The organism is Micromonospora sp. WMMD1128 (assembly GCF_027497235.1).
Classification (GTDB): domain Bacteria; phylum Actinomycetota; class Actinomycetes; order Mycobacteriales; family Micromonosporaceae; genus Micromonospora.
Window position 1 is genome coordinate 6,380,199 of record NZ_CP114902.1, and the last position, 21,715, is coordinate 6,401,913.

Consider the following 21,715-nt stretch of genomic DNA (forward strand, 5'->3'; position numbering starts at 1 on the left):
CGCTCAGTCGGCGCTTACCGGCCCGAGGACCGGCCGCTTGGCGGTGAGGAAGTCGCCGGAGGAGCGGCCGGTCAGCCGGCGCTTGATCCACGGGGCCAGGTGTTGACCGGCCCAGCGCAGGTCGGCGGCGCGGGCGGCCAGCCACGGGGTGGGTGCCGGGTGCGGCGGCACCATCAGCCACTCCTCCTCGCAGCCGACACCGAGCGCGGTGAGGACCTGCGCGGCCACCCGCCGGTGCCCGGCGGCCGACAGGTGCAGGCGGTCGGTGCTCCAGAGCATCGGGTTGAGGTATGCCTGGTCGGAGTAGAGGTCGACCAGGATCGCCCCGTGCCGCTCCGCCACCTCGCCGACCACCCGGTTGAGCAGCGTCACCCGGGGAGCCACCAGCCGCTGCCCGGGCAGCCGGGCCATCACGTCGGCGAACCGGAACAGCACCACGTCGCTGCCGCCGGCCCGCAGCCGCTCGACCACCTTGTCGAAGCGCGGGACGAAGGCGTCCGGGTCGAAGGTGCGACGCAGCACGTCGTTGCCGCCCGCCGCGAAAGTGATCAGGTCGGGCTTCATGGCCAGCGCGGACGGCACCTGCTCGGCCACGACGTTCGGGAACAGCCGGCCCCGGATGGCCAGGTTGGCGTAGCCGAAGTCGGGGCCCGCCTCGGCCGCGAGCCGGGTGGCGACCAGATCGGCCCAGCCCCGGTAGCTGCCGTCCGGATACGCGTCGTCCATGCCCTCGGTGAAGCTGTCGCCCACCGCCACGAAGCTGCGCCAGCGCACGGCGCCTCCCCTCCGACGTCCCCGCGGAATTGCGTCGCCCAGTCTGTCACCGCCCGGGCCGGCCCCGCCGACCCTCCCGGCCGGACGTGGTGGACGTCTCGGCGTCCGGTTCCCGACGACCTCCCGAGCGGACCATGGGCCCGGCCGTCGGCCCCGCCCGGGCCGCACCGATCGGGTCGACGCGCTGGACGGCCCCCTCGCCGGGGCGTGGGGGCCGTCCGTGGGTGGGGTTCGTGCGGGGTCAGCCGCCGGCGAAGGTCACCTCGGTGCCGCACTTGGCGCTCTGGTTCAGGCAGGACTTGACAAGCGGTCCGATGCGGGCCGGGTCCCAGGCGTTCATGAAGTCGCCGTGCATGGAGGACGGCTTGCCGGAGGAGAGGCTGAGACCGTTCCCGCCCAACGACTGGTAGTTGACCATGAAGGACAGGTTCGGCACCGCCACCGGGTACTTGCCGGTGCAGACGCCGTTGACCGGGTCGCCCATGTGCGACTTGTGGTCGGGTGAGTCGATGTTCTTGCCGTCCCAGCAGTCCTTGAAGACGAGCTGGAAGATGAGGTTGCCGCCGGAGGCGCAGACCGGCCAGTTGCCGTCGGCGCTGCGGCCCGTCTCGGCGCTGCCGGCGCACCAGAACTGGTTGCTACCGGCGTTCTTCGGCGTGTCGACCTGCCGCTTGGCGTCACCCTCGACCATTCGCAGGCCGGGCGGGAAGGGCTTGACGGCCGACGGGTCCTTCACCCGCGAGCCGTAGTAGACCCGGAAACTCTTCATCGGTACGGGCTTGCCGTCCTTGCGCAGCTCCGGCGTCCAGTAGGCGCTCAGGTCACCGGGGGCGTTGCAGGTGGTCTTCGAGGAGAGCAGGTCGTCGGTGGTGGTGAAGGCGTCGACCTTCGGGCCGAAGAAGATGTGCATGTGCGAGGCACCCGGCAGGCCGGGCAGGACGATCGGGTCGTCCGGCGCCGAGTTGGCCAGCTCGCAGTCGGTGTGGAACTCGGGGACGCGAGTGGTTCCCGGCGTCACCGCCTTCGGCTTGATCGCGTCGAAGGCGGCAAGTTCCTGGTTCCACCTGGCCTGGTCGACCGGGACCCAACCGGCCGTCGGCGCGGTCGGGGTGGCCGGGGTGGTCGGCGGCGTCGCCGAGCTGGCGCTCGCCGTGGGCGACGCGCTCGCCGTGGGCGACGCGCTCGCCGTGGGCGACGCGCTCGGCGTCGCGCCGGTCGCGGAGCCGAACGTGAACCAGTTCAGGTTCACGAAGTCCGACCGGGAGGCGCTCTTCATGACGGCGAAGACGGTCTGCGGACCCACCGGCACGCTGGCCGCCGTGGCGCTCGCCGTCGTCCACTTCTGCCAGCCGCCGGTGTGGCTGATCGGGAAGCTGGCCAGCAGGGCGCCGGTCTGCGTGCCGAGGCGCAGCTCGACGGTGCCGCCGTCGGTGTTGTCCGCGGCGACCCGGGCCGTCAGGTCGGTGCCGACGATCGAGATGCCGTCGTACCGCAGCCAGTCACCGTTGGCGAGCCAGCCCACGTTCCGGCCGCCGTCGGCGTCGCCGGTGTTCTCGGTCTGTGCGCCGGACTGCGCCGCGAAAGCCTCCGCCTGGACCCGGCCAGGCACCACGACCTCCTCGGCCTGGGCACCGGCGACGTAGATGCCGCTGCCGGCCAGGGCCGCGGCGACCGCGGAGGCGAGCGTGATTCGAGTGAGGCGGCGGCGCTTGTGCGCCCGGCTGGACGGTGCGACATGCGCGGGGGGAGTCCGCATTGCCAGTGATTCCTTTGATTCGGTGGTGACGCTCCTGTCGGATGGAGTATGTGCACGCCCGTGACCTGCGGCAACGTTCCGGAAAAGGAATTAAGGAAGGGTGCGGACAGGTGCCCTGGTGGCCGCCGCGCCCGCTCCGGATAACAATTTTTTACCCTCGCATCCTTAATTTCTCATTAATGCCACCACCGCGGGCAGTGACGTCTCCCGGCGGAAAACCGTAATCTGACCTGCCAACCGCCGGTCTCCGATAGGAGACGGGCAGCGCGCACGGGCGCTGTTCGGGTCGAGCGCACAAGGAGTGGCACCATGTCGGCAGCCGGTCGGGCGGTACCCGATCCCGGATTGGTCGTCGCGGCCCGCCAGGGCGACCGGCACGCTCTCGACGACGTCGTGGCGGCGTCTCTCCCGCTTGTCTACAACATCGTCGGGCGCGCGCTCCGCGGCCACGCCGACGTCGACGACGTGGTCCAGGAGACTTTGGTACGGGTGATCCGGCACCTGCCCGCCCTCAACGACCCGACGGCGTACCGGTCCTGGCTGGTGGCGATCACCGTCCGGCAGGTGCGCGACTGGGAGCAGCGCCGACGGGCCGCCCTCCACCGCGATGCCGGGCTGGACGTGGTCCACGACGTGCCCGACCCCGCGGCCGACTTCGCGGGAATGACGATTCTCCGGCTCGGCCTGACCGACCAGCGGCGTGAGGTCGCCGAGGCGACCCGCTGGCTCGAACCGGACGACCAGGAACTGCTCTCGCTGTGGTGGCTGGAGGAGACCGGCGAGCTGACGCGCGCCGAGATCGCCGAGGCGACGGGTTTGCCACCGGGGCACGTCGCCGTGCGCATCCACCGGATGAAGGAGCAGATCCAGAGCGCACGCGGGGTCGTCCGCGCGCTGCACGCCCGGCCCGGGTGCCCCGACCTGCACATCCTGACGGTCCAGTGGGACGGCAGTCCCAGCCCGCTGTGGCGCAAGCGGTTGGCTCGACACATCCGTGACTGCGCGTTCTGCGGGCACCTGGGCGGCGCGTTCCTGCCGATCGACCGGCTGCTCGCGGGGATGCCGCTGCTGCCCCTTCCGCCCGGCCTCGGCACTCACGTCCCGCCCACGACCGCGCCTCCGGCTGCCCCGCAGACCGTCGGGCCGCCGCCGACCGTCGTCCACCCGGCGGTGCGCGTACCCCGGGGCCTGATGCCGTCCCTCGCCGCGACGGTGGCGGCGGTCGTCGCGATCAGCGCGGTGGTGGTGCTCCTGCCGGCCGATCCGGCCGCCGCGCCACCGGCCGTGCCGTCCTGGGCCGCCGCGCCACCCGCAGCGCCCACCGTCGTCGCGTCCCCGTCCCCGTCGCCGTCGCCGTCGGTGCGTCCGTTGCCCTCGAAGGCACCGGTGGTGCCGGCGGTGAGCTCCACCCGCAAGGGCGTCGGGGTGTGGAACTTCGCCGGCGTGAGTCAGGCGTTGGCCAACTCGAAGGCCGGTTGGTACTACACCTGGGGCACCCAGCACCCGGGGATCAGCACCCCACGGGGCGCGACGTTCGTGCCCATGATCCGTAGCGCGGAAAACGTCAACGCCGCGGACCTGGCCCGGGCCCGCTCGGCCGGACCCTACCTGCTCGGCTTCAACGAGCCGGACCTGCCCGAGCAGGCGAACATGACCGTCGAACAGGCACTTGACCTGTGGCCGCGACTGATGGCGACGGGCAGCAAACTGAGCAGCCCGGCGGTCGCCTGGGGTGGCGCGGACCCCCAGGGCTGGCTGGACAGGTTCATGGCCGGCGCCGAGGCCAGAGGTCACCGGGTCGACTTCATCGCTTTGCACTGGTATGGCGCCGACTTCACCACGGCCGCGGCGGTGAACCAGTTGCGGCAGTACCTGCAAGCCGTCTACCAGCGCTACCGGAAACCGATCTGGCTGACCGAGTTCGCACTGATCCGCTACGACGGCGGGCGTCAGATATTCCCCGGTCAGGCGCAGCAGGCGGCCTTCCTCAGTGCGGCCACCGCCATGCTCGGCCAACTCCCCTACGTGCAGCGGTACGCCTGGTTCGGCCTGCCCGCGACCGACAGGGACAGGTCCGGGTTGTTCAGCGACGGCACCAGCGCGACGGCGATCGGTCGAGCGTTCCAGGCCGCGCGTTGATGATCGGTTCCGCCCTCAGGACCCCCGCCTGGCGGATCGCCGGAGTCGTCGTGGCGCTGGCCGCGACGACGCTGGCCGTCGCCCTGACCCGGCATGCGGACCGCGTCGACCAGTCCGGCGCGCCCGCCGCGCCGGTCACGCTCAGCGGCACCGACGACGCCTTCATCCAACTGCTGCTGCCGATGGACGACGGAGTTCTCGCGCTGATCGACCACCTCGACACCCGTCGGTCGACCACCGATCCCGCGCTGCGCACCGTCCTCGGTGACGTCCGGACGGCGCACCGCGCCGAGGTGGTGGAGCTGCGAGGGTTGCTGGCCGCCGGCAACGTCCCGGAGCGGAACATCCACGAGGGGCATCAGATGCCCGGCATGGTCACGGACGAGCGCCTCGCCGACCTGCGCGCCGCCCCCGACGCCGAGGTGCCGTCCCGGGCCGTCGGTCTGCTCCGGGCGCACCTCGAGCAGACCGTCGTGCTGTGTCAGGGTGAGCGGACCGCCGGGGGCAGCCCGCAGGTCAAGGAGCTCGCCGGCCGCATCCAGGTGACGCGGGCCGCCGAGCTGAGCGCCCTGGCGGGTCGGCCCGGCGCGACCGGCGACGCGGTCAACTGACCGGTACGCCGCACCAACGAGTCGAACAGGTCCCGGCTCAGCAGTCGAACACCGACCAGCAGATGTCGTTGCGCAACCGCTGGTCGTCGAGGACCAGGTCGCGGATCGCCGCCGGGAGTCGGTCGCGCTGCCACCGGCACTCGGCCCGCCCCGCCTCGTCGACCAGACCGTCCGGCGCCGCCGCCCGGACCGCCTTGATCGCGTACGCGGCGGCGCCGAGTTCGTGCGCGGCGACGTGGGCGACGGCCCCGGCCTGCCCGGCGGCGTACGCCGCGTGCCGGGCCGCTCCACGCAGGTCCCGGGCCGCGCCCATGGCGTGACCGCCGGCCGCGCGGGACACCATCATCGTGACCTCGCCACGCACCCAGGCCCGGATGTGCTCGATCGCCGCACGTGGGCGCGGGTCGTCGGGCCGGACCGCCTCGAACAGGTCGAGGACGTGCTCCGCGCAGTCGGCGGCCCAGAGTGCGAGCAGTCGGTGGTCGTCGTCGGTGAGCGTCCCGCCGCGACGGATCGTGATGAAGCGGGGATCCCTGACCTTCGGCAGGATCACGAGTCGTCCTCCTCCTCGTCAGCGGCCGGCGTCCGCCGCAGGGCATCGTCGAGGGCGCCCATCAGCCGGGCGACCCGGCTGCTGCCACCGGTCACCGGCGGGTAGCGGCGGAGCACGTCGACGAGCGCCGGGGTGGCACGGCGTCGCGAGCGGTCCAGCAGGGCGGCACCGACCGCCGGGTCACCGTCGGCCGCCAGTTCCCCGATCCGCGCCGCGCTCGCGGCGGCCCGGAGGATGTGACCGACCTGGCTGGCCCGGGCGAGGGGATGCAGGTACGCCGCCGCGGCGGCGTCACCGGCGGATCGCGCGGCCAGGCGCGCGGCCTCGGACGGCGCGGCCTGGGCGGCTCGGTGCGCGTCCATGGACGCGACACGTTGCAGTTTCGTCCGGGCGGCACCGTCGACGAACGCCCGGGCCGCCCCGATCGCCGCGCGAGGGCGCGGATCATCGGGTACGGCCTGCTCGAAGACCGGCAGGACGTCCTCCGCGTGCCGAACCACGTAGCCCGCGACGACGCGCAACTCGTCCATGGTCAGGTCGAAGTCCCCGGACACGACATGTCTACGCGCTGCCATCACGCCGGATCCTATCGACGGGGCCGCCGCCTTGGGGCCGACGATCAGACCGCCCCGGCGACACCACGCCGGTACGGGCCCCAGCCGACGAACCGGTTGAACAGGTCACGTGGGGTCGGGCCGTCGTGCGGGTTGAGGCGGAACAGGTCGTGGGTGGCCTCGTGGTATAGCCCGGAGAGGTAGACGGCCAGGTCGACCGGGTGGTCGGCGTACTCGACGGTGAGCAGCAGGCGGGCGTGGGCGCAGGGCCACGGTGAGCCGCAGGCGCGGCAGAGCCACAGGGGCCGGATCGGCAGGTGCGCCGGCTGGTCGGGCGGGCAGGGGCGCGGCCGGTCGGGGTGCGGCCCGAGCCGGGGTACGGGAAGGTTCATGCGTGACAGTCTGCTGAGAGCACCACTACGCTCGGAAGTCGCCGGAGCCGGCCCGGGAGGGGGTCGAGAAGCCGGCCGGCGATCGAGGAGGCCGCGTGGAGAACGAGCCGACAGCCGACCTGATCCGCACCCAACTGCGGCGGTTGCGACTCAGGGCCGAGCTGAGCCAGGAAGAGTTCGGGAAGCTGGTGCACTTCTCCAACTCGCAGGTGTCGGCGGTGGAGTTGGGTCAGCGGCCGTTGGACCGGTTCTTCCTGAAGCGGGCCGACGAGGTGCTGGGCACCGGCGGGTTGTTGACGTCGCTGCTCAAGCTCGCCGAGCGGGACGGCCAGCCGAGCTGGTTCCGCCCGTGGCTGGAAGCCGAACGCCAGGCCCAGCAGTTGCGCTGCTACCAGCCGGGCCTCATCCCTGGCCTGTTGCAGACCGAGAACTACGCCCGCGCGATGATCAACACCGATGACATGCTCGCCGTCGAAGAAGGTGATCGACGCCTTGCGGTCCGGCTCGACCGGCAGTCAGTGCTCACCCGCCCCGATCCACCCAAGTTCGTCGCGGTGATCGAGGAAGCGGTGCTGCGACGGGCGGACGAATCCTTCCGCGGCTTGATGAGCCAACAGATCGCGCACCTGATCGACGCAAACGGGCTACCCCATGTCGCCGTTCATGTGATTCCGGCCGACGTCAGCCTGCACATCGGACTGACCGGACCATTCACACTTGCCCGTGGCGGCGACGGGGGTTGGATCGGTTACCTGGAGAACCAGCTCGGGGGAACGGTGATCGACAACGACGAAGGAGTGGCTATCCTGCTGTCCAGGTGGGAGAGCGTTCGGAGCGAGGCATTGTCTCGCCGCCAGTCGATCGAGCTGATGAAGGAAGTGGTCGGGTCATGGAACTGACCGGTGCGATCTGGCGCAAGCCCACCCGTAGCGGTCAGAGCGAGTGCGTCGAAGTGGCGGACAACCTGGACGGTGTGGTGGGGGTGCGCGACAGCAAGGACCCGGCCGGGCCGGTCCTCACCTTCGCCCCCGACGCCTGGCGCGCCTTCGTCCGGATCAGCGGGAGTCACGCACGGCGCTGATCAGCACAGTGTGCTTGCGTACCCGGAAGGCGCCCTCCGCCTCGATGCGGGCCTGGACCACGTCGCGGGCGGCCGACTCCTGCGCGGCGGTGAGCGGCCCGACCATGCTGGCGAGGTAGGCGAGGACCGGCGCCACGGCGGGCACCGCCAGCTCGTCGGGATAGCGCGCGACCGTCACGTCGGTGAAGTGGGCCGCGACCCGGACGGGCGCGGTCTCGGCGGTGACGCCGTTCAGGTGGAAGCCGGCGGTCATGTCGGGCCGGTCGACGACCGGGCCGAGCGCGTCCACCTCGGCGAGGTGGTCGCGGCCGTTCACCGCGACGGCGAGCCGCCCGCCGGGGCGCAGCACCCGGGCGAACTCCGCCAGTGCCGCGTCCGGGTCGTCCAGGTGGTAGAGCATGTGGTTGGCGATCACCGCGTCGAAGCAACCGTCGGCGTACGGCAGGTGGGTGGCGTCGCAGCGCTGCACCCGGGCGCCGGGCACCTCGCGCAGCCGGTCACACATGGCGGATGAGAAGTCGGTCAGGGTGAGCCTGAACCCAGTCGCGCGACGCTCCAGCCGACGCCACAGCTCACCGGTGCCCGCGCCCACCTCCAGCACGTCCCCGGTCAGCGGCAGCCGCTCACCCAGCCAGGCGAACCAGCCCTGCGGGTTGGTGCCGTGGGCGTGCAGCGCCATCCGGGCGGTGAGGTTGCCGGTCGTCGTCGCGTACTGGGCCACCGCGCGGGCAGACGGTGTGGCGGTCATCCCGGCAGCGTAGCCCGCCGGTGACCGCTCAGAGATAGAGGCAGAACGGGTGACCGACCGGGTCGAGGTGCACCCGCACGTCGTCCTGGGGCTGGAAGTCGGCCAGCGTCGCCCCCAGCGACACCGCGTACGCCGAGGCCGCGTCGAGGTCGTCCACCTTGATGTCGAGGTGGAGCATCATCGGCGGATCACCCGGTCCGGCCGGCCACACCGGACGTACGTACGCCGGCTCGTCCTGGAACGCCAGCGTGGCGCCGCCGCCCGGTGCGGCCAGCACCACCCAGTCCGGCTCGTCCTCGCGGCGCGGCCAGTCGAGCAGCCGCTCGTAGAAGACCGCCAGTTCCTGGGCGGACGGCGCGTCGAGCACGGTGGACGTCAACGAGAGCCGCGGTCGATGTTCCATCCGCCCTTCATACCCCGCGGGTGTGACGACCGCCCGGCCACGGGTGCGTCTGTCGTTGCCCCGACGACGAAGGACGCACCCGCACCGAAAGGGATCGCCCGGCCACGGCCTGTCGCATACGCTGCGGCGATGCTGCTTCGCATGTCGACCCTGCTGCTCCGGACCCTGCGCGAGGACCCGGCCGACGCGGAGGTGCCGAGCCACCGGCTGCTCCTGCGCGCCGGTTACGTCCGCCGGGCCGCGCCGGGCGGCTACACCTGGCTGCCGCTGGGCAAGCTGGTGCTGGACCGGATCACCGCGATCGTCCGGGACGAGATGACCGCGATCGGCGACCAGGAGGTGCACTTCCCGGCGCTGCTTCCGGCCGAGCCCTACCGGACCAGCGGGCGGTGGACCGAGTACGGCGACGACATCTTCACGCTCGCCGACCGCAAGGGCGCCGAGCACCTGCTCGCGCCGACCCACGAGGAACTGGCCGCGCTGCTGGTGAAGGACCTGTTCACGTCGTACCGGGACTTTCCGGTGACGCTGTTCCAGATCCAGACGAAGTTCCGCGACGAGGCGCGGCCCCGGGCCGGCCTGCTGCGCGGGCGCGAGTTCCTGATGAAGGACGCCTACTCGTTCGACCTGGACGCCGCCGGGCTCCAGGCCGCCTACGACCGGCACCGGGAGGCGTACCAGCGGATCTTCACCCGGCTCGGGCTGGACTTCACGGTGGTGCGGGCGACGTCCGGGGCGATGGGCGGCTCCGCGTCCGAGGAGTTCCTGGCCGCCACGCCGGTCGGCGAGGACACCTACGTCGGCTGCTTGGCCTGCGACTACGCCGCGAACACCGAGGCGGTGGTGACCCGCGCGCCGGCCGCCGGTGACCCGGAGGCGCGCCCGGCCACGGAGGTGCACGACACCCCGGAGACGCCGACCATCGCGTCCCTGGTCGACGTGGCGAACGCCCGCGCGCTCGCCGGCCGCACCGGCTGGACCGCCGCCGACACCCTGAAGAACGTGGTGCTTGCCGTGCGTCGGCCCGGCGCCGAGCAGGCCGAGCTGCTGGTGATCGGCCTGCCGGGCGACCGCGAGGTGGACCTGAAGCGGGTCGAGGCGGTGCTGGCCCCGGCCACCGTGGCCGTCTTCGACGACTGGGCCGCGCACCCGGAGCTGGTCCGCGGCTACCTCGGGCCGCAGATCCTGGCCAAGCACGGCATCCGCTACCTCGTCGACCCCCGCGTGGTCACCGGCACCACCTGGCTCACCGGGGCCAACGAGCCGGGCCGACACGCCACCGACGTGGTGTGCGGGCGCGACTTCGTCCCCGACGACACGATCGAGGCGGCCGAGGTGCGGCCCGGCGACCCGTGCCCGGCCTGCGGCGACGGCACGCTGACCATGCGGCGGGGCATCGAGTGGGGCACATCTTCCAGCTCGGCCGCCGCTACACCGACGCCTTCGCGGTCGACGTGCTCGGCCCCGAGGGCAAACCGGTCCGGCCCACCATGGGCTGCTACGGCATCGGCGTGTCCCGGGCGGTCGCCGCCGTCGCCGAACAGCACCACGACGACCGGGGACTGCTCTGGCCGGCCGAGGTCGCGCCGTGCGACGTACACCTGGTGTCCGCCGGGAAGGGGGCGCAGCTCGACGCGGCGCTTGAGCTCGGCGGACGCCTCGCCGCCGCCGGCCTGCGGGTGCTCGTCGACGACCGCACCCACGTGTCCGCCGGGGTGAAGTTCACCGACGCCGAGCTGATCGGCATCCCGCGCGCCGTCGTGGTCGGCCGCCGCCTGGCCGACGGGTACGTGGAACTGCGCGACCGGGCCACCGGCGAGCGGACCGAGCTGCCGGTGGAGGGCGTGGTGGAGCGCCTGCTCGACGAGATGGGCGCGACACGCCGCAACGCGGTGTAGCTAACGCGCCACCGGGTACCGCAGAAGGATCGACCGAGGCGTTTCGGAGGCTCCCATGTACCGCGTCAGCGACGTGATGACCAAGCAGGTGGTCTACCTCCCTGCGGAGACCCCGTTGGACGAGGCGGCCCGGGTGATGAAGGAGTCGGACATCGGCGACGTGGTGGTGACCGACGGCGCCACGCTCGCCGGTGTGCTGACCGACCGTGACATCGTGGTGCGGGCGGTGGCCGAACGCGCCGACCCGGGCACCACCACTATCGGATCGATCATCACGCGTGAGGTCGTCATGATCGAGCAGCACTGCACGGCGAGCGAGGCCGCCGCGTTGATGCGCGAGCGCAACATCCGGCGCGTGCTGGTCTGCGACAACGAGCGCAAGCTGGTCGGCATCATCTCCCTCGGCGACCTGGCCACCCAGCCCACCCCCACTGCGTGAAAGGCGGGGGCCCCGGTTAACGCCTGCGGTAGAGGAAGGGCCCCCGCTTAACACCCCGCCCGCCCGCGCGGGACGCGGCGGATAGCCTCGACACATGCCCGAGATGCCGACCAAGCTGGCCGAGATCGTCGACGAGTTCGCTTCCGCACCGCGCGACGTCGTGCTGGAGATGCTGCTGGAGTTCGCCGACGTGATCCCGCCCCTGCCGGAGGGGGTGAACCGGGACGAGCTGGAGCAGGTCCCCGAGTGCCAGACCGCGTTCTTCCTACGCGCCGAGGTGCGCGCGGACAAGACCGTGAGCACGGTCTTCGACTGCCCGCCGGAGGCGCCCACCACCCGGGCGTTCGCCGGCATCCTCGCCGAAGGGCTGGCCGGGGCGAGCGCCGAGGAGGTGCTTGCCGTGCCGGACGACCTCTACCAGCGGATGGGGCTGGCCCAGGCGATCAGCCCGCTGCGGGTACGCGGCGGCACCGCCATCCTGGCCCGCCTGAAGCGCCAGGTCCGGGAACAGATCTCCTGACCGGCGGGTTGTCGCTGGTCATGGAGATCGAGATCTACGCCGACGTCGTCTGCCCCTGGTGCTGGATCGGCAAGCGCCGGCTGGAGCAGGCCCTGGAGTCGTACGACGGCGAGGTGACCGTCCGGTACCGGCCGTTCCAGCTCGACCCCACGCCGGTCACCGAGCCGAGGCCGCTGCTCGACGCGCTCGCCGACAAGTTCGGCGGCCGGGACAAGGCCGAGGGCATGGCCGCCCACGTCTCCGGCATAGCCGAGGGCACCGGCCTCGACCTGCGGTTCGACCGGGCGGTGGCGGCGAACACGTTCGACGCGCACCGGCTGGTGCGGTTCGCCACCGAGCGGGGGCGGGCCGCGGAGACGGTGGAGCGGCTCTACCGGGCGCACTTCCTCGACGGCGTCGACGTCGGATCGATCGACACGCTGGTCACGCTCGCCGGCGAGGTCGGGCTGGACGAGACCGAGGCCCGCCGGTATCTGGAGTCGAACCTCGGCCGCCGCGAGGTCGCCGCCGATCTGAGCGCCGCGCACCAGCTCGGCGTCTCCAGCGTCCCGACCTTCGTGCTGGCCGGAAAGTACGCGGTAACCGGCGCGCAGGAGCCGGCCACGCTGCTCGCCGCGTTGCGTGAGGTGGCGCAGCGCGAGGCCGCCGCGTGATGTTTCACGTGGAACAAGATCGATGCGGGTGAGCGGTCAGGCCGGCCGGGCCAACTCCTCCACCACCCTGGCCCCGGGCAGCGCGCCGAGCACCGGCCCGGGCAGGGCGATCTTGCTGTGGCGTACGCCCGACCCGATGATCACGTGGGGCGTGGCGATCACCCGCGCGTCGACCAGGATCGGCCACTCCTCGGGCAACCCGATCGGCGTGATCCCGCCGTATTCCATCCCGGTCAGCTCCACCGCCTCGGCCATCGGCGCGAAGCTCGCCTTGCGTACGTCGAGCAGCTTGCGGACCACGCCGTTCACATCCGCCCGGGTGGTGGCCAGCACGATGCAGGCGGCGTAGCGGGTTTCGCCGCCGCGCTTGCCGGCGACCACCACACAGTTGGCCGACTCCTCCAGCCCCACCTCGTACGCCGCGCAGAAGGCCGCCGTGTCGGCCAGGTCGGCGTCGATCGGCGCGACAAGCACCTCGCCCACGTCGACCGGCGCCTCGTCCGGCCACCGCTCCACCGCCGCGGCAACCGGCGGCGCCAACAGGTCCAGCCGGCCCCGGGCCGGCTCCGTCTTCAGCGTCCCCATCACGGATGCGATCCTCGCACCCGTGCCGGCAATCCGCTCACCGCGCTGTTAATAGGGGCCCCCGCCTATACCGAATCCGTTAAGCGGGGCCCCCGCCTTACACCTCGGTGAGGTGCCGCCGTTGCAGCGGCTCGGGGCGGTTCGCCTCGGCGTCGGCGATCCCGTGTCGGACACCGACCCGGATCACCCCGTAGAGGAAGACGAAGCCGAACACATACAGCACCACGGTGATCGCCAAGACCAGCATGAGGTCACGGTAGGCCGCCCCGGACCCGACCGGATCTCATCTTCGGCCGGTTCCCCCGTACGTGTCCGCGAGGTAGTCGGCCCAGGTACGCGTACCTGTGGGCGTGGCGGTCGTGGTGAGCCCACCGGCGCGCAGTTCCCGGCCGAGCCGCCCGGGAATCCGCACCGGCAGCAGCGGCCGTCGCGACCCGCGGGCCGCGAGCCAGCTCCGGGCCGCCTCGTCGAAGCGGAGCACCTCCGGCCCGCCGAAGTCCTCGACCCGGCGCGACGGCCCGGCGGACAGCAGCGCCACCAGCCGGTCCACCACCTCGCCCGGGTCGACCGGCTGGGCGAGTACGGCCCGGTCCCCGATCACCGGACCCAATCGGCTCGCGCCGCCCAGCAGGCCGGCCAGGAACTCGGGGAACTGGGTCGCCCGCAGCACGCTCCAGGGCACCTCTCCGGCGGCCACCACCTGCTCGGCCGCGAGCTTGTGCCGGTAGTACGCCAGCGGCACCCGGTCCACGCCGACGATCGAGACGTATACCAGGTGTCGCACCCCGGCGTGCCCGGCCGCGACGGTCAGCCGGCGGGTGCCGAGCACGTCGATCCGGTGGGTGTCCCGGTTCGGCGACGAGGCCAGGTGCAGCACCGCCTCGGTCCCGGCGACCGCCTCCGCCAGTCCGGCGCCGGTGTCCAGATCGACCGGCAGCCACTCGACGCCGTCGCCGGCACCGTGAGCGCCACCGCCGGCACCGTCAGCGCCGCCGCCAGGGCCGCCGGTGGCGGGTCGGCGACTCACCGCGCGGACGGTGAACCCCGCGTCCCGCAGCCGCGGCACCGCCACCCGTCCGAGCCGTCCGGTCGCCCCGGTCACCAGCACCCGCATCGTCACATCCTCCCGCTCTTGCCGCCGGCCGTCGGGTCCGCACCGAAAGCCGCTCCCGACAAGGGACGGAACGCCGGCGCCGATCGTGACGGCCCGGCGGGCCGCCCGCCTAGGCAAGCGCCCCACCCAGGCATAACGCCCCCGCCCAGAAGACCGGTCCGCCCAGAAGACCAGCCCGTTCAGAAGACCGGCCCGCTCAGCCGATCGGCCGGGGCGCCACGCGCCCCGCGAGCAGCAGGCCGAGCAGGCCGCAGCCGGCCGCGACGGCGAGCGTGGCCGCGTAGCTCGCCGGACCGGGCGACGACCCGGTGGCCAGCACCGCCCCGGTCAACGCCAGCACGACGGCGGCGGCCAGCGAGTCGCCCAGTTGCAGCGCCGAGGAGTTCCGGCCCTGCTCGGCCGGGGCGGACAACTCCAGGGTGAGCACCGACAGCGAGGGATAGAGCAGGCCCATGCCGAGGCCGGCGACCGCCCAGGCGAGCACCGCCGCCGCCACCGGAACGCCCGGCAGCAGCGCCGACGCGACACCGGCCGTGCCGGCGGCGATGCAGGCCAAGCCGGCCCGGGGCAGGCTGGCCGCGGAGCGGGGCGCGCGGATCCGGCCCTGGATCCACGAGCCCACCGACCAGGAGAGCGCACCGACGGTGAGCACCAGCCCGGCGCCGGTGGGCGTGAAGCCACGCTCGCGGGAGAGCATCAGCGGGATCACCACCTCGGCGCCGACGAACGCCGCCGAGGCCAGCCCGCGCAGGCCGATCACCGTCGGCAGTCCGCGCGCCGCCCGCAGGAAGCCCGGCGGCAACAACCGCGGTACGCAGCCGAGCAGCCCGGCGAGCGCCACCCCGATCAGTCCGGCGGCGAGCGCGCCGCGCTGCTGCCCCCCGTAGTGCAGCAGCGCGGCGCTCGCCCCCGCCCCGCAGGCCCAGCCCACCCGGGCGAGCGCGCCGGCCGGCGGCCGGGTCGGCACGGTGCCGGCAAGCGTCCGCAGCCCCGGCTGGATCAGCAGCACCGCCGGCACCGCGACCACCGGCACCGCCAGGAACACCCAGCGCCAGCTGAGGTGCTCCACGATCAGACCGGCCAGCGCCGGCCCGACAAGCGACGGCACCACCCAGGCCGCGGCGAAGGCGGCGAACATCCGCCGCCGCAACCGCTCCGGGTACGCGTGCCCGACGATCACGTAGAGCGCCACCGACAGCAGGCCGGAGCCGAAGCCCTGCACCACCCGCCCGACGACGAGCACGCCCATGGTCGTGGCGGCGCCGGCCAGCATCAGGCCGGCGACGAACCAGGCCACCCCGTGCCACATGGCCGGCCGTGGTCCGCGCGCGTCGCACCAGATGCCGGAGGCGACCATCGCGACCACGCCGGAGGCGAACGACCCGCCGAAGGCGAGCGCGTACAGGCCGAGCCCGTCCAGGCTGCGCGCGACCGTCGGCATGGCGGTGCCCACCGCGAGGGCCTCGAACGCGAGCAGCGACACCAGGGCGACGCTGCCCACCGTCATCGCCCGTAGGCCCGGCGACCACAAACCGGTGGCGGCGGTCTCCGGCGGGGCGGTGGCGGTCGTCATGGGCTCCAGCCTGTGCCCTCAACCGTGGTTGAGGTCAACTGTGGGCCCGGTCTCGTCAGGCGGTCTCCAGCGCCTCGCCGATGCCCTTCGCCAGGCCGGAGGCGTGCTGGTCGGCGAGGACGTGCCCGGCGGTGATGACCAGGGCGAGCGGCCATTCGATGACCTGCAACGCGGCGAGCACCCCGATGCCGGCGTAGTAGGCCAGCTTGTCCGGCGGGGGCACCGCCACCTCGCCCAGCAGCGGGAGGTCCACCCGGCGGCTGTACGCCCGGATCGTCTCCCGTGCTCCGCTCAGGTCTCGCGTCAGCGTGCTCATCCCTGCCTCCCCCGGTTGTGACGACGGCATTCGACCCGACCGGCATTCCACCGCCCCCGGCGTCCATGCGCCGGGCAGCGGGGAAACTTCCCCCACTCCGGGGGCATAACGGACGCCGCGCCGGGAAGTCGGGCCGCCGGGACGAGTCCGGGAGGCGAGATGGCGTACGGGTTCGCCGGTCTCCTGCTGTCGCCGGCCGCCGTGCCGGACGCCGTCGCGCGGGTGGCGCGTACCGTCGGGTCGGTCCTGCCCGGGGGCGCCGTCCCGCCCGTCGTGACCGAGGCGGCCGGGAACGTGGGCGCGGCGACCACCCGGTTGGCTCGGCTGGCGAACCTGGCCCGACGTCGGGTGTGGTCCCGGGACGGCCGGCACCACATCGAGGTGCACGGCGTCTGCCAGGACGGTGGGGACCGGCTGGCCCGGCAGGTCGAGGCGGCGTTGGAGGCGGTGCCGGGGGTGACCTGGGCCCGGGTGAACGCGCCCTCCGGCCGGGTGGTGGTGGCGACCGGGGACCCGGCGCCGAGGCTGCGGGACCTGATCGACACCGTGACGCGCGCCGAGCGGGCCTGCCCGTTCGAGCCGGACCCGGAAATCCCGCCGCCGCATCCGCCGGAGGAGGGTCCGCGCACCCCCCGTACCCTCGGCGCGCTTGCGTCCGACGCGCTCGGCCTGACCATCTCCGCGGCCACCCGGATCCTGCCGTTCACTCCGGTGCCCGGCGAGGTGGCCGGCCTGCTGAACGCGGTCGACCTGCATCCGAGGCTGCACGCGCTGGCCGACCGTGGCCTGCGCGCCGACCCCCGCGCCGAGGTGCTGTTCCCGCTCGCCGAGGCGGTGGTGCAGGGTCTCACCGGCGGCTGGGCCGGCATCGTGCTCGACGGCGCGCAGCGGGTGGTGCAGTGGGGTGAGGCGCGGGCCCAGCTCGCCGCGTGGAGCCGCGCCGAGCCGGGGTTGACCGGCGACCCGGACCGGGCGGTCGCGCGGGTGCCGGACGGCGAGCGGCCCTGCCCGGTCCCGGACGGCCAGGTCGAGCGCTACGTCAAGCGGGTGCTCACGGCCGGTGCGGCGGCGGGCGCGGCGGCGATCCCGGTGGCCGGCGGCAAGCGCGCCGCCGCGCTGGCGCTGTCCGCGTTGCCCAAGGCGCCGGGCAGCGGACGCGAGGGGTACGCGGCGCAACTCGGCCGGATGCTGGCCCGGCGCGGCGTGATCGCGATGGACCGTAGCGTGTTGCGGGAGCTGGACCGGATCGACACGGTGGTGCTGGACGCCGCGGTGCTCGGCTCCGACCGGGGCGTGCTGTCCGACCTGGCGCCACTGCCCGGCGCGGACACCCAGCAGGTGGCCGCCCGGGCGTTCGCCCTGTTCGACCCGGCCCGCCCGGACGGGGTACGGACCGACGACGGCTGGCGGCTCGGGCCGCTGGACCGGCTCGACGCCTCCGATCCCGGGGACACCCCGGACAGCGAGCGGTTACGGGCCCACGGTGGGCGGCTGCTCGGGCTGGCCGAGGGCGGGCGGCTCGCCGCGGTGCTGCGGGTCGAGCCGGAACCAGCCCCGGGGGTGGACGCGCTCGTCTCCGCGGCCCGTCAGGCAGACGTCCGGCTCGTGGTCGGCGGTGCCGGGGACGGCCGGTACGACTTCGCCGACCGGCACGTACCGGGCGGGTCCCGGCTCGCCGCCGCCGTCCGTGACCTGCAACGCGAGGGCGCGGTGGTGCTCGTGGTGTCCGGTGAGCGGTCGGCGCTCGCCGCCGCCGACTGCGGCCTCGGCGTGTCCGGGCCGGACGACCTGCCCCCGTGGGGCGCGCACCTGCTGGTCGGCGACGACCTGCGGATCCCCGCCCTGCTCATCGACGCCGCCGGGGTGGCCCGCCGGATGACCGGGCAGAACATCAGGATCGCCATGGCCGGCAGCGGGCTCGGCGCGCTCGGCGCGTTCACCGCCGACCGGCGGCTGCTTCCCGGCCGGACCATGGCGGCGGTGAACGGCGCCGCCATGGTCGCCTTCGGGCACGGCGTCGTCCGGGCGCACCGGTTGCCGGACCGCGCCGGCACCCCGACGCCGGCGCTCACCGCGTGGCACCTCATGCCGGTGGAGACCGTCCTGGAGCAGCTCGACACCCGACCCGCCGGGCTGACCGACGAGGAGGCGGCCGGCCGCCGGGGTGCCGCGGCCGACGACGGGCACGGGCCGTTCGCGCTGCTCCGCGCGTTCGTCGACGAGCTGTCCAACCCGCTCACCCCGGTGCTGGCGGCCGGCGCGGTGCTCTCCGCCGCGTTCGGCTCACTCGTCGACGCGGCGCTCGTCGGCGGCCTGGTCGGCGGCTCCGCTCTCGTCGGCGCGGTGCACCAGCGCAACACCGAACGCTCGCTCGCCGAGTTGCTGTCCCGCTCGGCCGTCACCGCCCGGGTGCGGCGCGACGGCACGGAACGGGTGGTGCCCGCCGAGGACCTGGTGCCCGGCGACGTGATCAGCATCGGTTCCGGTGACGCCGTACCGGCGGACTGCCGGGTGCTGACAAGTGACGGGCTGGAGGCCGACGAGTCGTCGCTGACCGGTGAGTCGCTTCCGGTGGCCAAGAACCCCGAACCGGTGGTCGCCGCGGCGATCGCGGAGCGACACTCGATGCTCTTCGAGGGCACCACGGTGGCCGCCGGGCACGGCACCGCCGTGGTGGTGGCGACCGGCGAGCAGACCGAGTCGGGGCGGAGCCTGGCGCTGGCCAAGCAGGCTCCGCCGGCCAGCGGGGTGGAGGCGCGGCTGGGCAAGCTGACGAACGCCGCCGTACCGCTTGCGGCCGGCTCGGCGATCGCGGTGGCCGGGGCGGGGCTGCTCCGGGGCGTACCCCTGGCCGAGACGGCGGCGACCGCCGCGAACCTGGCCGTCGCGTCGGTGCCGGAGGGGCTGCCGTTCCTGGTCAGCGCCGCGCAACTGGCGGCGGCGCGGCGGCTGGCCGAGCACGGCGCGCTGGTCCGCAACCCGCGCACCATCGAGGCGCTGGGCCGGGTGGACGTGCTCTGTTTCGACAAGACCGGCACGCTCACCGAGGGGAAGCTGCTGCTTGCCGGCGTGGGCACCGGCGACGACAGGTACGCCCCGGCGGACCGCCTGGACGACCCGCTCCGGTCGACGCTCGCCGCGGCGTTGCGGGCCACCCCGGCGGCGGCCGACCCGGAGAAACTGCCGCAGCAGACCGACCGGGCGGTACGCCGGGGCGCGAACGCGGCCGGGGTGACCGAGCGCACCGGGGCGGCCGACTGGACCGCGACGGGCGGGCTGCCGTTCGAGCCGTCCCGGGGCTACAGCGCCACGGTCGGCCGCACCGGCGACGGGTTCCTGCTGAGTGTGAAGGGCGCGCCCGAGTCGGTGTTGCCGCGGTGCGCGTCCCGGCGTACCGCCGGGGGTGACCGGCCGTTGGACGCGGCGGGCCGGGACGAGGTGCAGGCCATGCTTGCCGGTCGGGCCGGCGCCGGGCACCGCGTCCTCGCCGTGGCCGAGTGCCAGGTGACCGTCGACGCGGTCACCGACGAGCAGGTCGACGGGCTGGTCTTCGTGGGTTTCCTGACCCTCGCGGACGGGGTGCGGGAGAGCGCCCGGCCGGCGGTGCAGCGGATCCGCAAGGCGGGCGTGCACACCGTCATGATCACCGGGGATCATCCGGCCACCGCCGAGGCGATCGCCGCCGCGATCAGTCCCGACCACGGGCAGCAACGGGTGGTGACCGCCGCCGACCTGGACCGGCTCGACGACGCCGCGCTCGCGGAGCGGCTGATGGCCACCGACGTGGTGGCCCGCTGCACTCCCACCCACAAGGTACGGATCATCCAGGCGTTGCAGCGCCGGGGCCGGACCGTGGCGATGACCGGGGACGGCGCCAACGACGCCCCGGCGATCCGCCTGGCCGACGTCGGCATCGCGCTCGGTCAGCGCGGCACCCCGGCCGCCCGCGCCGCCGCCGACCTGGTGGTCACCGACGACCGGCTGGAGACGATCATCGCCACGCTCGTCGAGGGACGGGCCATGTGGTCCTCGGTGCGGCACGCCCTGAGCATCCTGGTCGGTGGCAACCTCGGCGAGATCGCGTTCAGCGTGCTCTCCGCCGCCTCGACCGGCCGGTCCGCCCTGACCGGTCGGCAGTTGCTGCTTGTCAACCTGCTCACCGACCTCGCGCCGGCGCTTGCCATCGCGGTCCGCCCGCCGGCCGACGACCGCGCCGACCACCTGCTGCGGGAGGGGCCGGACTCGTCGCTCGGCGCCACCATGACCCGGGAGATCGCGCTGCGGGCCGCGGCGACCACGCTCGGCGCGACCGCCGGTTGGACGCTGGCCCGGTGGACCGGCACGCAACGCCGGGCCGGCACCGTCGCGCTCGCCTCGCTGATCGGCACCCAGCTCGGCCAGACGGTGCTGGCCGGCGGCACCAGCCCCACCGTGTTGGCCGCCACCGCCGCGTCCGTCGGCGTGCTGGTCCTGGTGGTGCAGACGCCCGGGGTCAGCCAGTTCTTCGGCTGCACTCCACTCGGTCCGGTGGGTTGGACCATCGCGACCGGCTCGGCGCTCGGCGCGACGTTCGCCAACGGCGCGTTGACGAAGCTGGTGGACCGTCTGCCGCAGCCGGGCTCGTCCTGACCGGCGCTCAGTGCCAGGTGGCGGCGGCCCGGCGCAGCCGGTCGTTGACCGCCCGGCCGACACCCGCGTCGGGCACCGCCTCGGCGACGATCTCGGTCACCCCGGCCGCGTCGAGGCGGTGCAGCGCGTCGAACAGGCGCGCGGCTGCCGCCGTCAGGTCACCCGAGGGCGAGAGCACCTCCACCGCCGCCCAGTCACCGTCCGCCGGTGGCTCCCGGAAGGCCAGGAATCCCCGCCGCCCGCCGTCGTGCGCGCCCACCGCATCCAACCGCAACGGGGTACGCGGGGCGTAGTGCGCGGCGAGCGTCCCGGGCGCGACCGGCCGGCCGGAGCTGCCTTGGCGTACCTCGACCGGACCGACCGCCTCGACCAGCGCCTCGACCGGCAGCGCGCCCAGCCGGAGCACCACCGGTCGCTCGCCCCGGGCGTCCACGATCGTCGACTCGATCCCGCACCGGGTGGGTCCGCCGTCGAGCACCACGTCCACCGCCCCGCCCAGCCCGGCCACCACGTGCTCGGCCCGGGTCGGGCTGAGCTGGCCGAACCGGTTGGCGCTGGGCGCGGCGACCGGCACCCCGGCGGCGGCGATCAGCGCCCGGGCGGACGGTTCGTCCGGCACCCGGACGGCCATGGTGTCCAGGCCCGAGGTGACGATCGGCGGGATCGCCGCGGGCCGGTCCACGATCAGTGTGAGCGGGCCGGGCCAGAACCGGTCCGCGAGCGCGGCCACGGCCGGCGGCACCGCGCCGACGAGCGCGGGCAGGTCGGCGGCGTCGGCCAGGTGGCTGATCAGCGGATCGAAGCTGGGCCGGGCCTTCGCCTCGAAGATCCGCGCCGCGGCGTTCGGGTCGAGCGCGTTCGCACCCAGCCCGTAGACCGTCTCGGTGGGGAAGGCGACCAGCCCGCCGGCGCGCAGGACGGCGGCGGCCTCGTCGATGCCGCAGTCGGCCGGCAGGACGCGCGGGGATCCGGTGCTC

The 21,715-nt window shown here is 73.9% G+C and carries 21 protein-coding genes and 1 pseudogene; 9 read left to right on the forward strand and 13 right to left on the reverse strand.

All coding sequences use genetic code 11. The annotated features are described in order from the left end of the window. Positions 1 to 3 precede the first annotated feature (3 nt). Together O7602_RS28980 and O7602_RS28985 are read right to left on the reverse strand one after the other, a co-directional pair. Complete coding sequence (locus tag O7602_RS28980; RefSeq protein WP_281585762.1) at positions 4 to 774, reverse strand: SGNH/GDSL hydrolase family protein; 771 nt, start codon at positions 772 to 774, stop codon at positions 4 to 6. A 241-nt stretch (positions 775 to 1,015) separates the two neighbouring features. Beyond that, positions 1,016 to 2,530 carry a DUF1996 domain-containing protein gene (locus O7602_RS28985; RefSeq protein ID WP_281585763.1) on the reverse strand — a complete coding sequence of 505 codons (1,515 nt, stop codon included), beginning with the start codon at positions 2,528 to 2,530 and terminating at the stop codon, positions 1,016 to 1,018. Between the two features lie 309 nt (positions 2,531 to 2,839). Here O7602_RS28985 and O7602_RS28990 point away from each other — a divergent pair, with 309 nt between their 5' ends. Together O7602_RS28990 and O7602_RS28995 are read left to right on the forward strand one after the other, a co-directional pair. Then, complete coding sequence (locus O7602_RS28990; protein WP_281585764.1) at positions 2,840 to 4,669, forward strand: sigma-70 family RNA polymerase sigma factor; 1,830 nt, start codon at positions 2,840 to 2,842, stop codon at positions 4,667 to 4,669. Next, positions 4,669 to 5,280 (forward strand): DUF305 domain-containing protein, encoded by a 612-nt coding sequence (locus tag O7602_RS28995; RefSeq protein WP_281585765.1) that lies wholly within the window; start codon positions 4,669 to 4,671, stop codon positions 5,278 to 5,280. The genes O7602_RS28990 and O7602_RS28995 overlap by 1 nt, the downstream gene beginning before the upstream one ends. A 37-nt stretch (positions 5,281 to 5,317) precedes the next feature. On the opposite strand, the gene O7602_RS29000 is transcribed toward O7602_RS28995, so the two are convergent. From O7602_RS29000 to O7602_RS29010, 3 genes are read right to left on the reverse strand one after another with little or no spacing between them, the layout of a single operon-like run. Continuing rightward, entirely contained in the window at positions 5,318 to 5,833 is a 516-nt protein-coding gene (locus O7602_RS29000; protein ID WP_281585766.1) for a putative immunity protein, read from the reverse strand. Beyond that, positions 5,830 to 6,408: a putative immunity protein gene (locus O7602_RS29005; protein ID WP_281585767.1), complete on the reverse strand. Its 579-nt coding sequence runs from the start codon at positions 6,406 to 6,408 to the stop codon at positions 5,830 to 5,832. The genes O7602_RS29000 and O7602_RS29005 overlap by 4 nt, the downstream gene beginning before the upstream one ends. Positions 6,409 to 6,452: 44 nt before the next feature. Beyond that, positions 6,453 to 6,788 (reverse strand): hypothetical protein, encoded by a 336-nt coding sequence (locus O7602_RS29010; RefSeq protein WP_281590597.1) that lies wholly within the window; start codon positions 6,786 to 6,788, stop codon positions 6,453 to 6,455. 86 nt (positions 6,789 to 6,874) lie between these two features. On the opposite strand from O7602_RS29010, the gene O7602_RS29015 reads away from it, so the two are divergent. Continuing rightward, complete coding sequence (locus O7602_RS29015; protein WP_281585768.1) at positions 6,875 to 7,678, forward strand: helix-turn-helix transcriptional regulator; 804 nt, start codon at positions 6,875 to 6,877, stop codon at positions 7,676 to 7,678. Then, positions 7,669 to 7,860 carry a DUF397 domain-containing protein gene (locus tag O7602_RS29020; RefSeq protein WP_281585769.1) on the forward strand — a complete coding sequence of 64 codons (192 nt, stop codon included), beginning with the start codon at positions 7,669 to 7,671 and terminating at the stop codon, positions 7,858 to 7,860. Before O7602_RS29015 ends, O7602_RS29020 begins: the two co-directional genes overlap by 10 nt. On the opposite strand, the gene O7602_RS29025 is transcribed toward O7602_RS29020, so the two are convergent. Next, the gene (locus tag O7602_RS29025; protein WP_281585770.1) at positions 7,835 to 8,608 is read right to left on the reverse strand and encodes a class I SAM-dependent methyltransferase; all 774 of its coding nucleotides are present in this window, start codon (positions 8,606 to 8,608) and stop codon (positions 7,835 to 7,837) included. The two genes, O7602_RS29020 and O7602_RS29025, sit on opposite strands and share 26 nt — an antisense overlap. Before the next feature lie 28 nt (positions 8,609 to 8,636). Then, the gene (locus O7602_RS29030) at positions 8,637 to 9,011 is read right to left on the reverse strand and encodes a VOC family protein (RefSeq protein WP_281585771.1); all 375 of its coding nucleotides are present in this window, start codon (positions 9,009 to 9,011) and stop codon (positions 8,637 to 8,639) included. 129 nt (positions 9,012 to 9,140) lie between these two features. Between O7602_RS29030 and O7602_RS29035 the strand changes: the two are divergent. The 4 genes and pseudogenes from O7602_RS29035 to O7602_RS29050 all read left to right on the forward strand — a co-directional run bounded on the left by O7602_RS29035 (position 9,141) and on the right by O7602_RS29050 (position 12,521). Further along, positions 9,141 to 10,909 (forward strand): annotated as a pseudogene (locus O7602_RS29035) (proline--tRNA ligase). Positions 10,910 to 10,964: 55 nt separating this feature from the next. Next, the gene (locus O7602_RS29040; protein WP_281585772.1) at positions 10,965 to 11,348 is read left to right on the forward strand and encodes a CBS domain-containing protein; all 384 of its coding nucleotides are present in this window, start codon (positions 10,965 to 10,967) and stop codon (positions 11,346 to 11,348) included. A gap of 94 nt (positions 11,349 to 11,442) precedes the next feature. Next, positions 11,443 to 11,868, forward strand: a complete 426-nt coding sequence (locus O7602_RS29045) for a SufE family protein (RefSeq protein ID WP_281585773.1) — start codon at positions 11,443 to 11,445, stop codon at positions 11,866 to 11,868. 20 nt (positions 11,869 to 11,888) lie between these two features. Continuing rightward, positions 11,889 to 12,521, forward strand: a complete 633-nt coding sequence (locus tag O7602_RS29050; protein WP_281585774.1) for a DsbA family oxidoreductase — start codon at positions 11,889 to 11,891, stop codon at positions 12,519 to 12,521. Between the two features lie 36 nt (positions 12,522 to 12,557). Here the strand turns inward: O7602_RS29050 and O7602_RS29055 are convergent, their stop codons facing one another. The 5 genes from O7602_RS29055 to O7602_RS29075 form a co-directional block, all read right to left on the reverse strand. Then, the gene (locus O7602_RS29055; protein ID WP_281585775.1) at positions 12,558 to 13,106 is read right to left on the reverse strand and encodes a YbaK/EbsC family protein; all 549 of its coding nucleotides are present in this window, start codon (positions 13,104 to 13,106) and stop codon (positions 12,558 to 12,560) included. 97 nt (positions 13,107 to 13,203) lie between these two features. Further along, the gene (locus O7602_RS29060) at positions 13,204 to 13,353 is read right to left on the reverse strand and encodes a hypothetical protein (protein ID WP_281590648.1); all 150 of its coding nucleotides are present in this window, start codon (positions 13,351 to 13,353) and stop codon (positions 13,204 to 13,206) included. 36 nt (positions 13,354 to 13,389) lie between these two features. Then, positions 13,390 to 14,220 (reverse strand): NAD(P)H-binding protein, encoded by an 831-nt coding sequence (locus tag O7602_RS29065; protein ID WP_281585776.1) that lies wholly within the window; start codon positions 14,218 to 14,220, stop codon positions 13,390 to 13,392. Positions 14,221 to 14,416: 196 nt separating this feature from the next. Beyond that, positions 14,417 to 15,793 carry an MFS transporter gene (locus O7602_RS29070; RefSeq protein WP_281585777.1) on the reverse strand — a complete coding sequence of 459 codons (1,377 nt, stop codon included), beginning with the start codon at positions 15,791 to 15,793 and terminating at the stop codon, positions 14,417 to 14,419. Positions 15,794 to 15,848: 55 nt separating this feature from the next. Then, positions 15,849 to 16,109: a hypothetical protein gene (locus O7602_RS29075; RefSeq protein ID WP_282285726.1), complete on the reverse strand. Its 261-nt coding sequence runs from the start codon at positions 16,107 to 16,109 to the stop codon at positions 15,849 to 15,851. A gap of 159 nt (positions 16,110 to 16,268) precedes the next feature. Between O7602_RS29075 and O7602_RS29080 the strand changes: the two genes are divergently transcribed. Continuing rightward, positions 16,269 to 20,738, forward strand: a complete 4,470-nt coding sequence (locus O7602_RS29080; RefSeq protein WP_281585779.1) for an HAD-IC family P-type ATPase — start codon at positions 16,269 to 16,271, stop codon at positions 20,736 to 20,738. A 7-nt stretch (positions 20,739 to 20,745) separates the two neighbouring features. Here O7602_RS29080 and O7602_RS29085 read toward each other — a convergent pair whose 3' ends face one another. Then, on the reverse strand, positions 20,746 to 21,693 hold the full coding sequence (locus tag O7602_RS29085) for an L-threonylcarbamoyladenylate synthase (RefSeq protein WP_281590598.1): 948 nt from the start codon (positions 21,691 to 21,693) through the stop codon (positions 20,746 to 20,748). Positions 21,694 to 21,715: the final 22 nt, after the last annotated feature.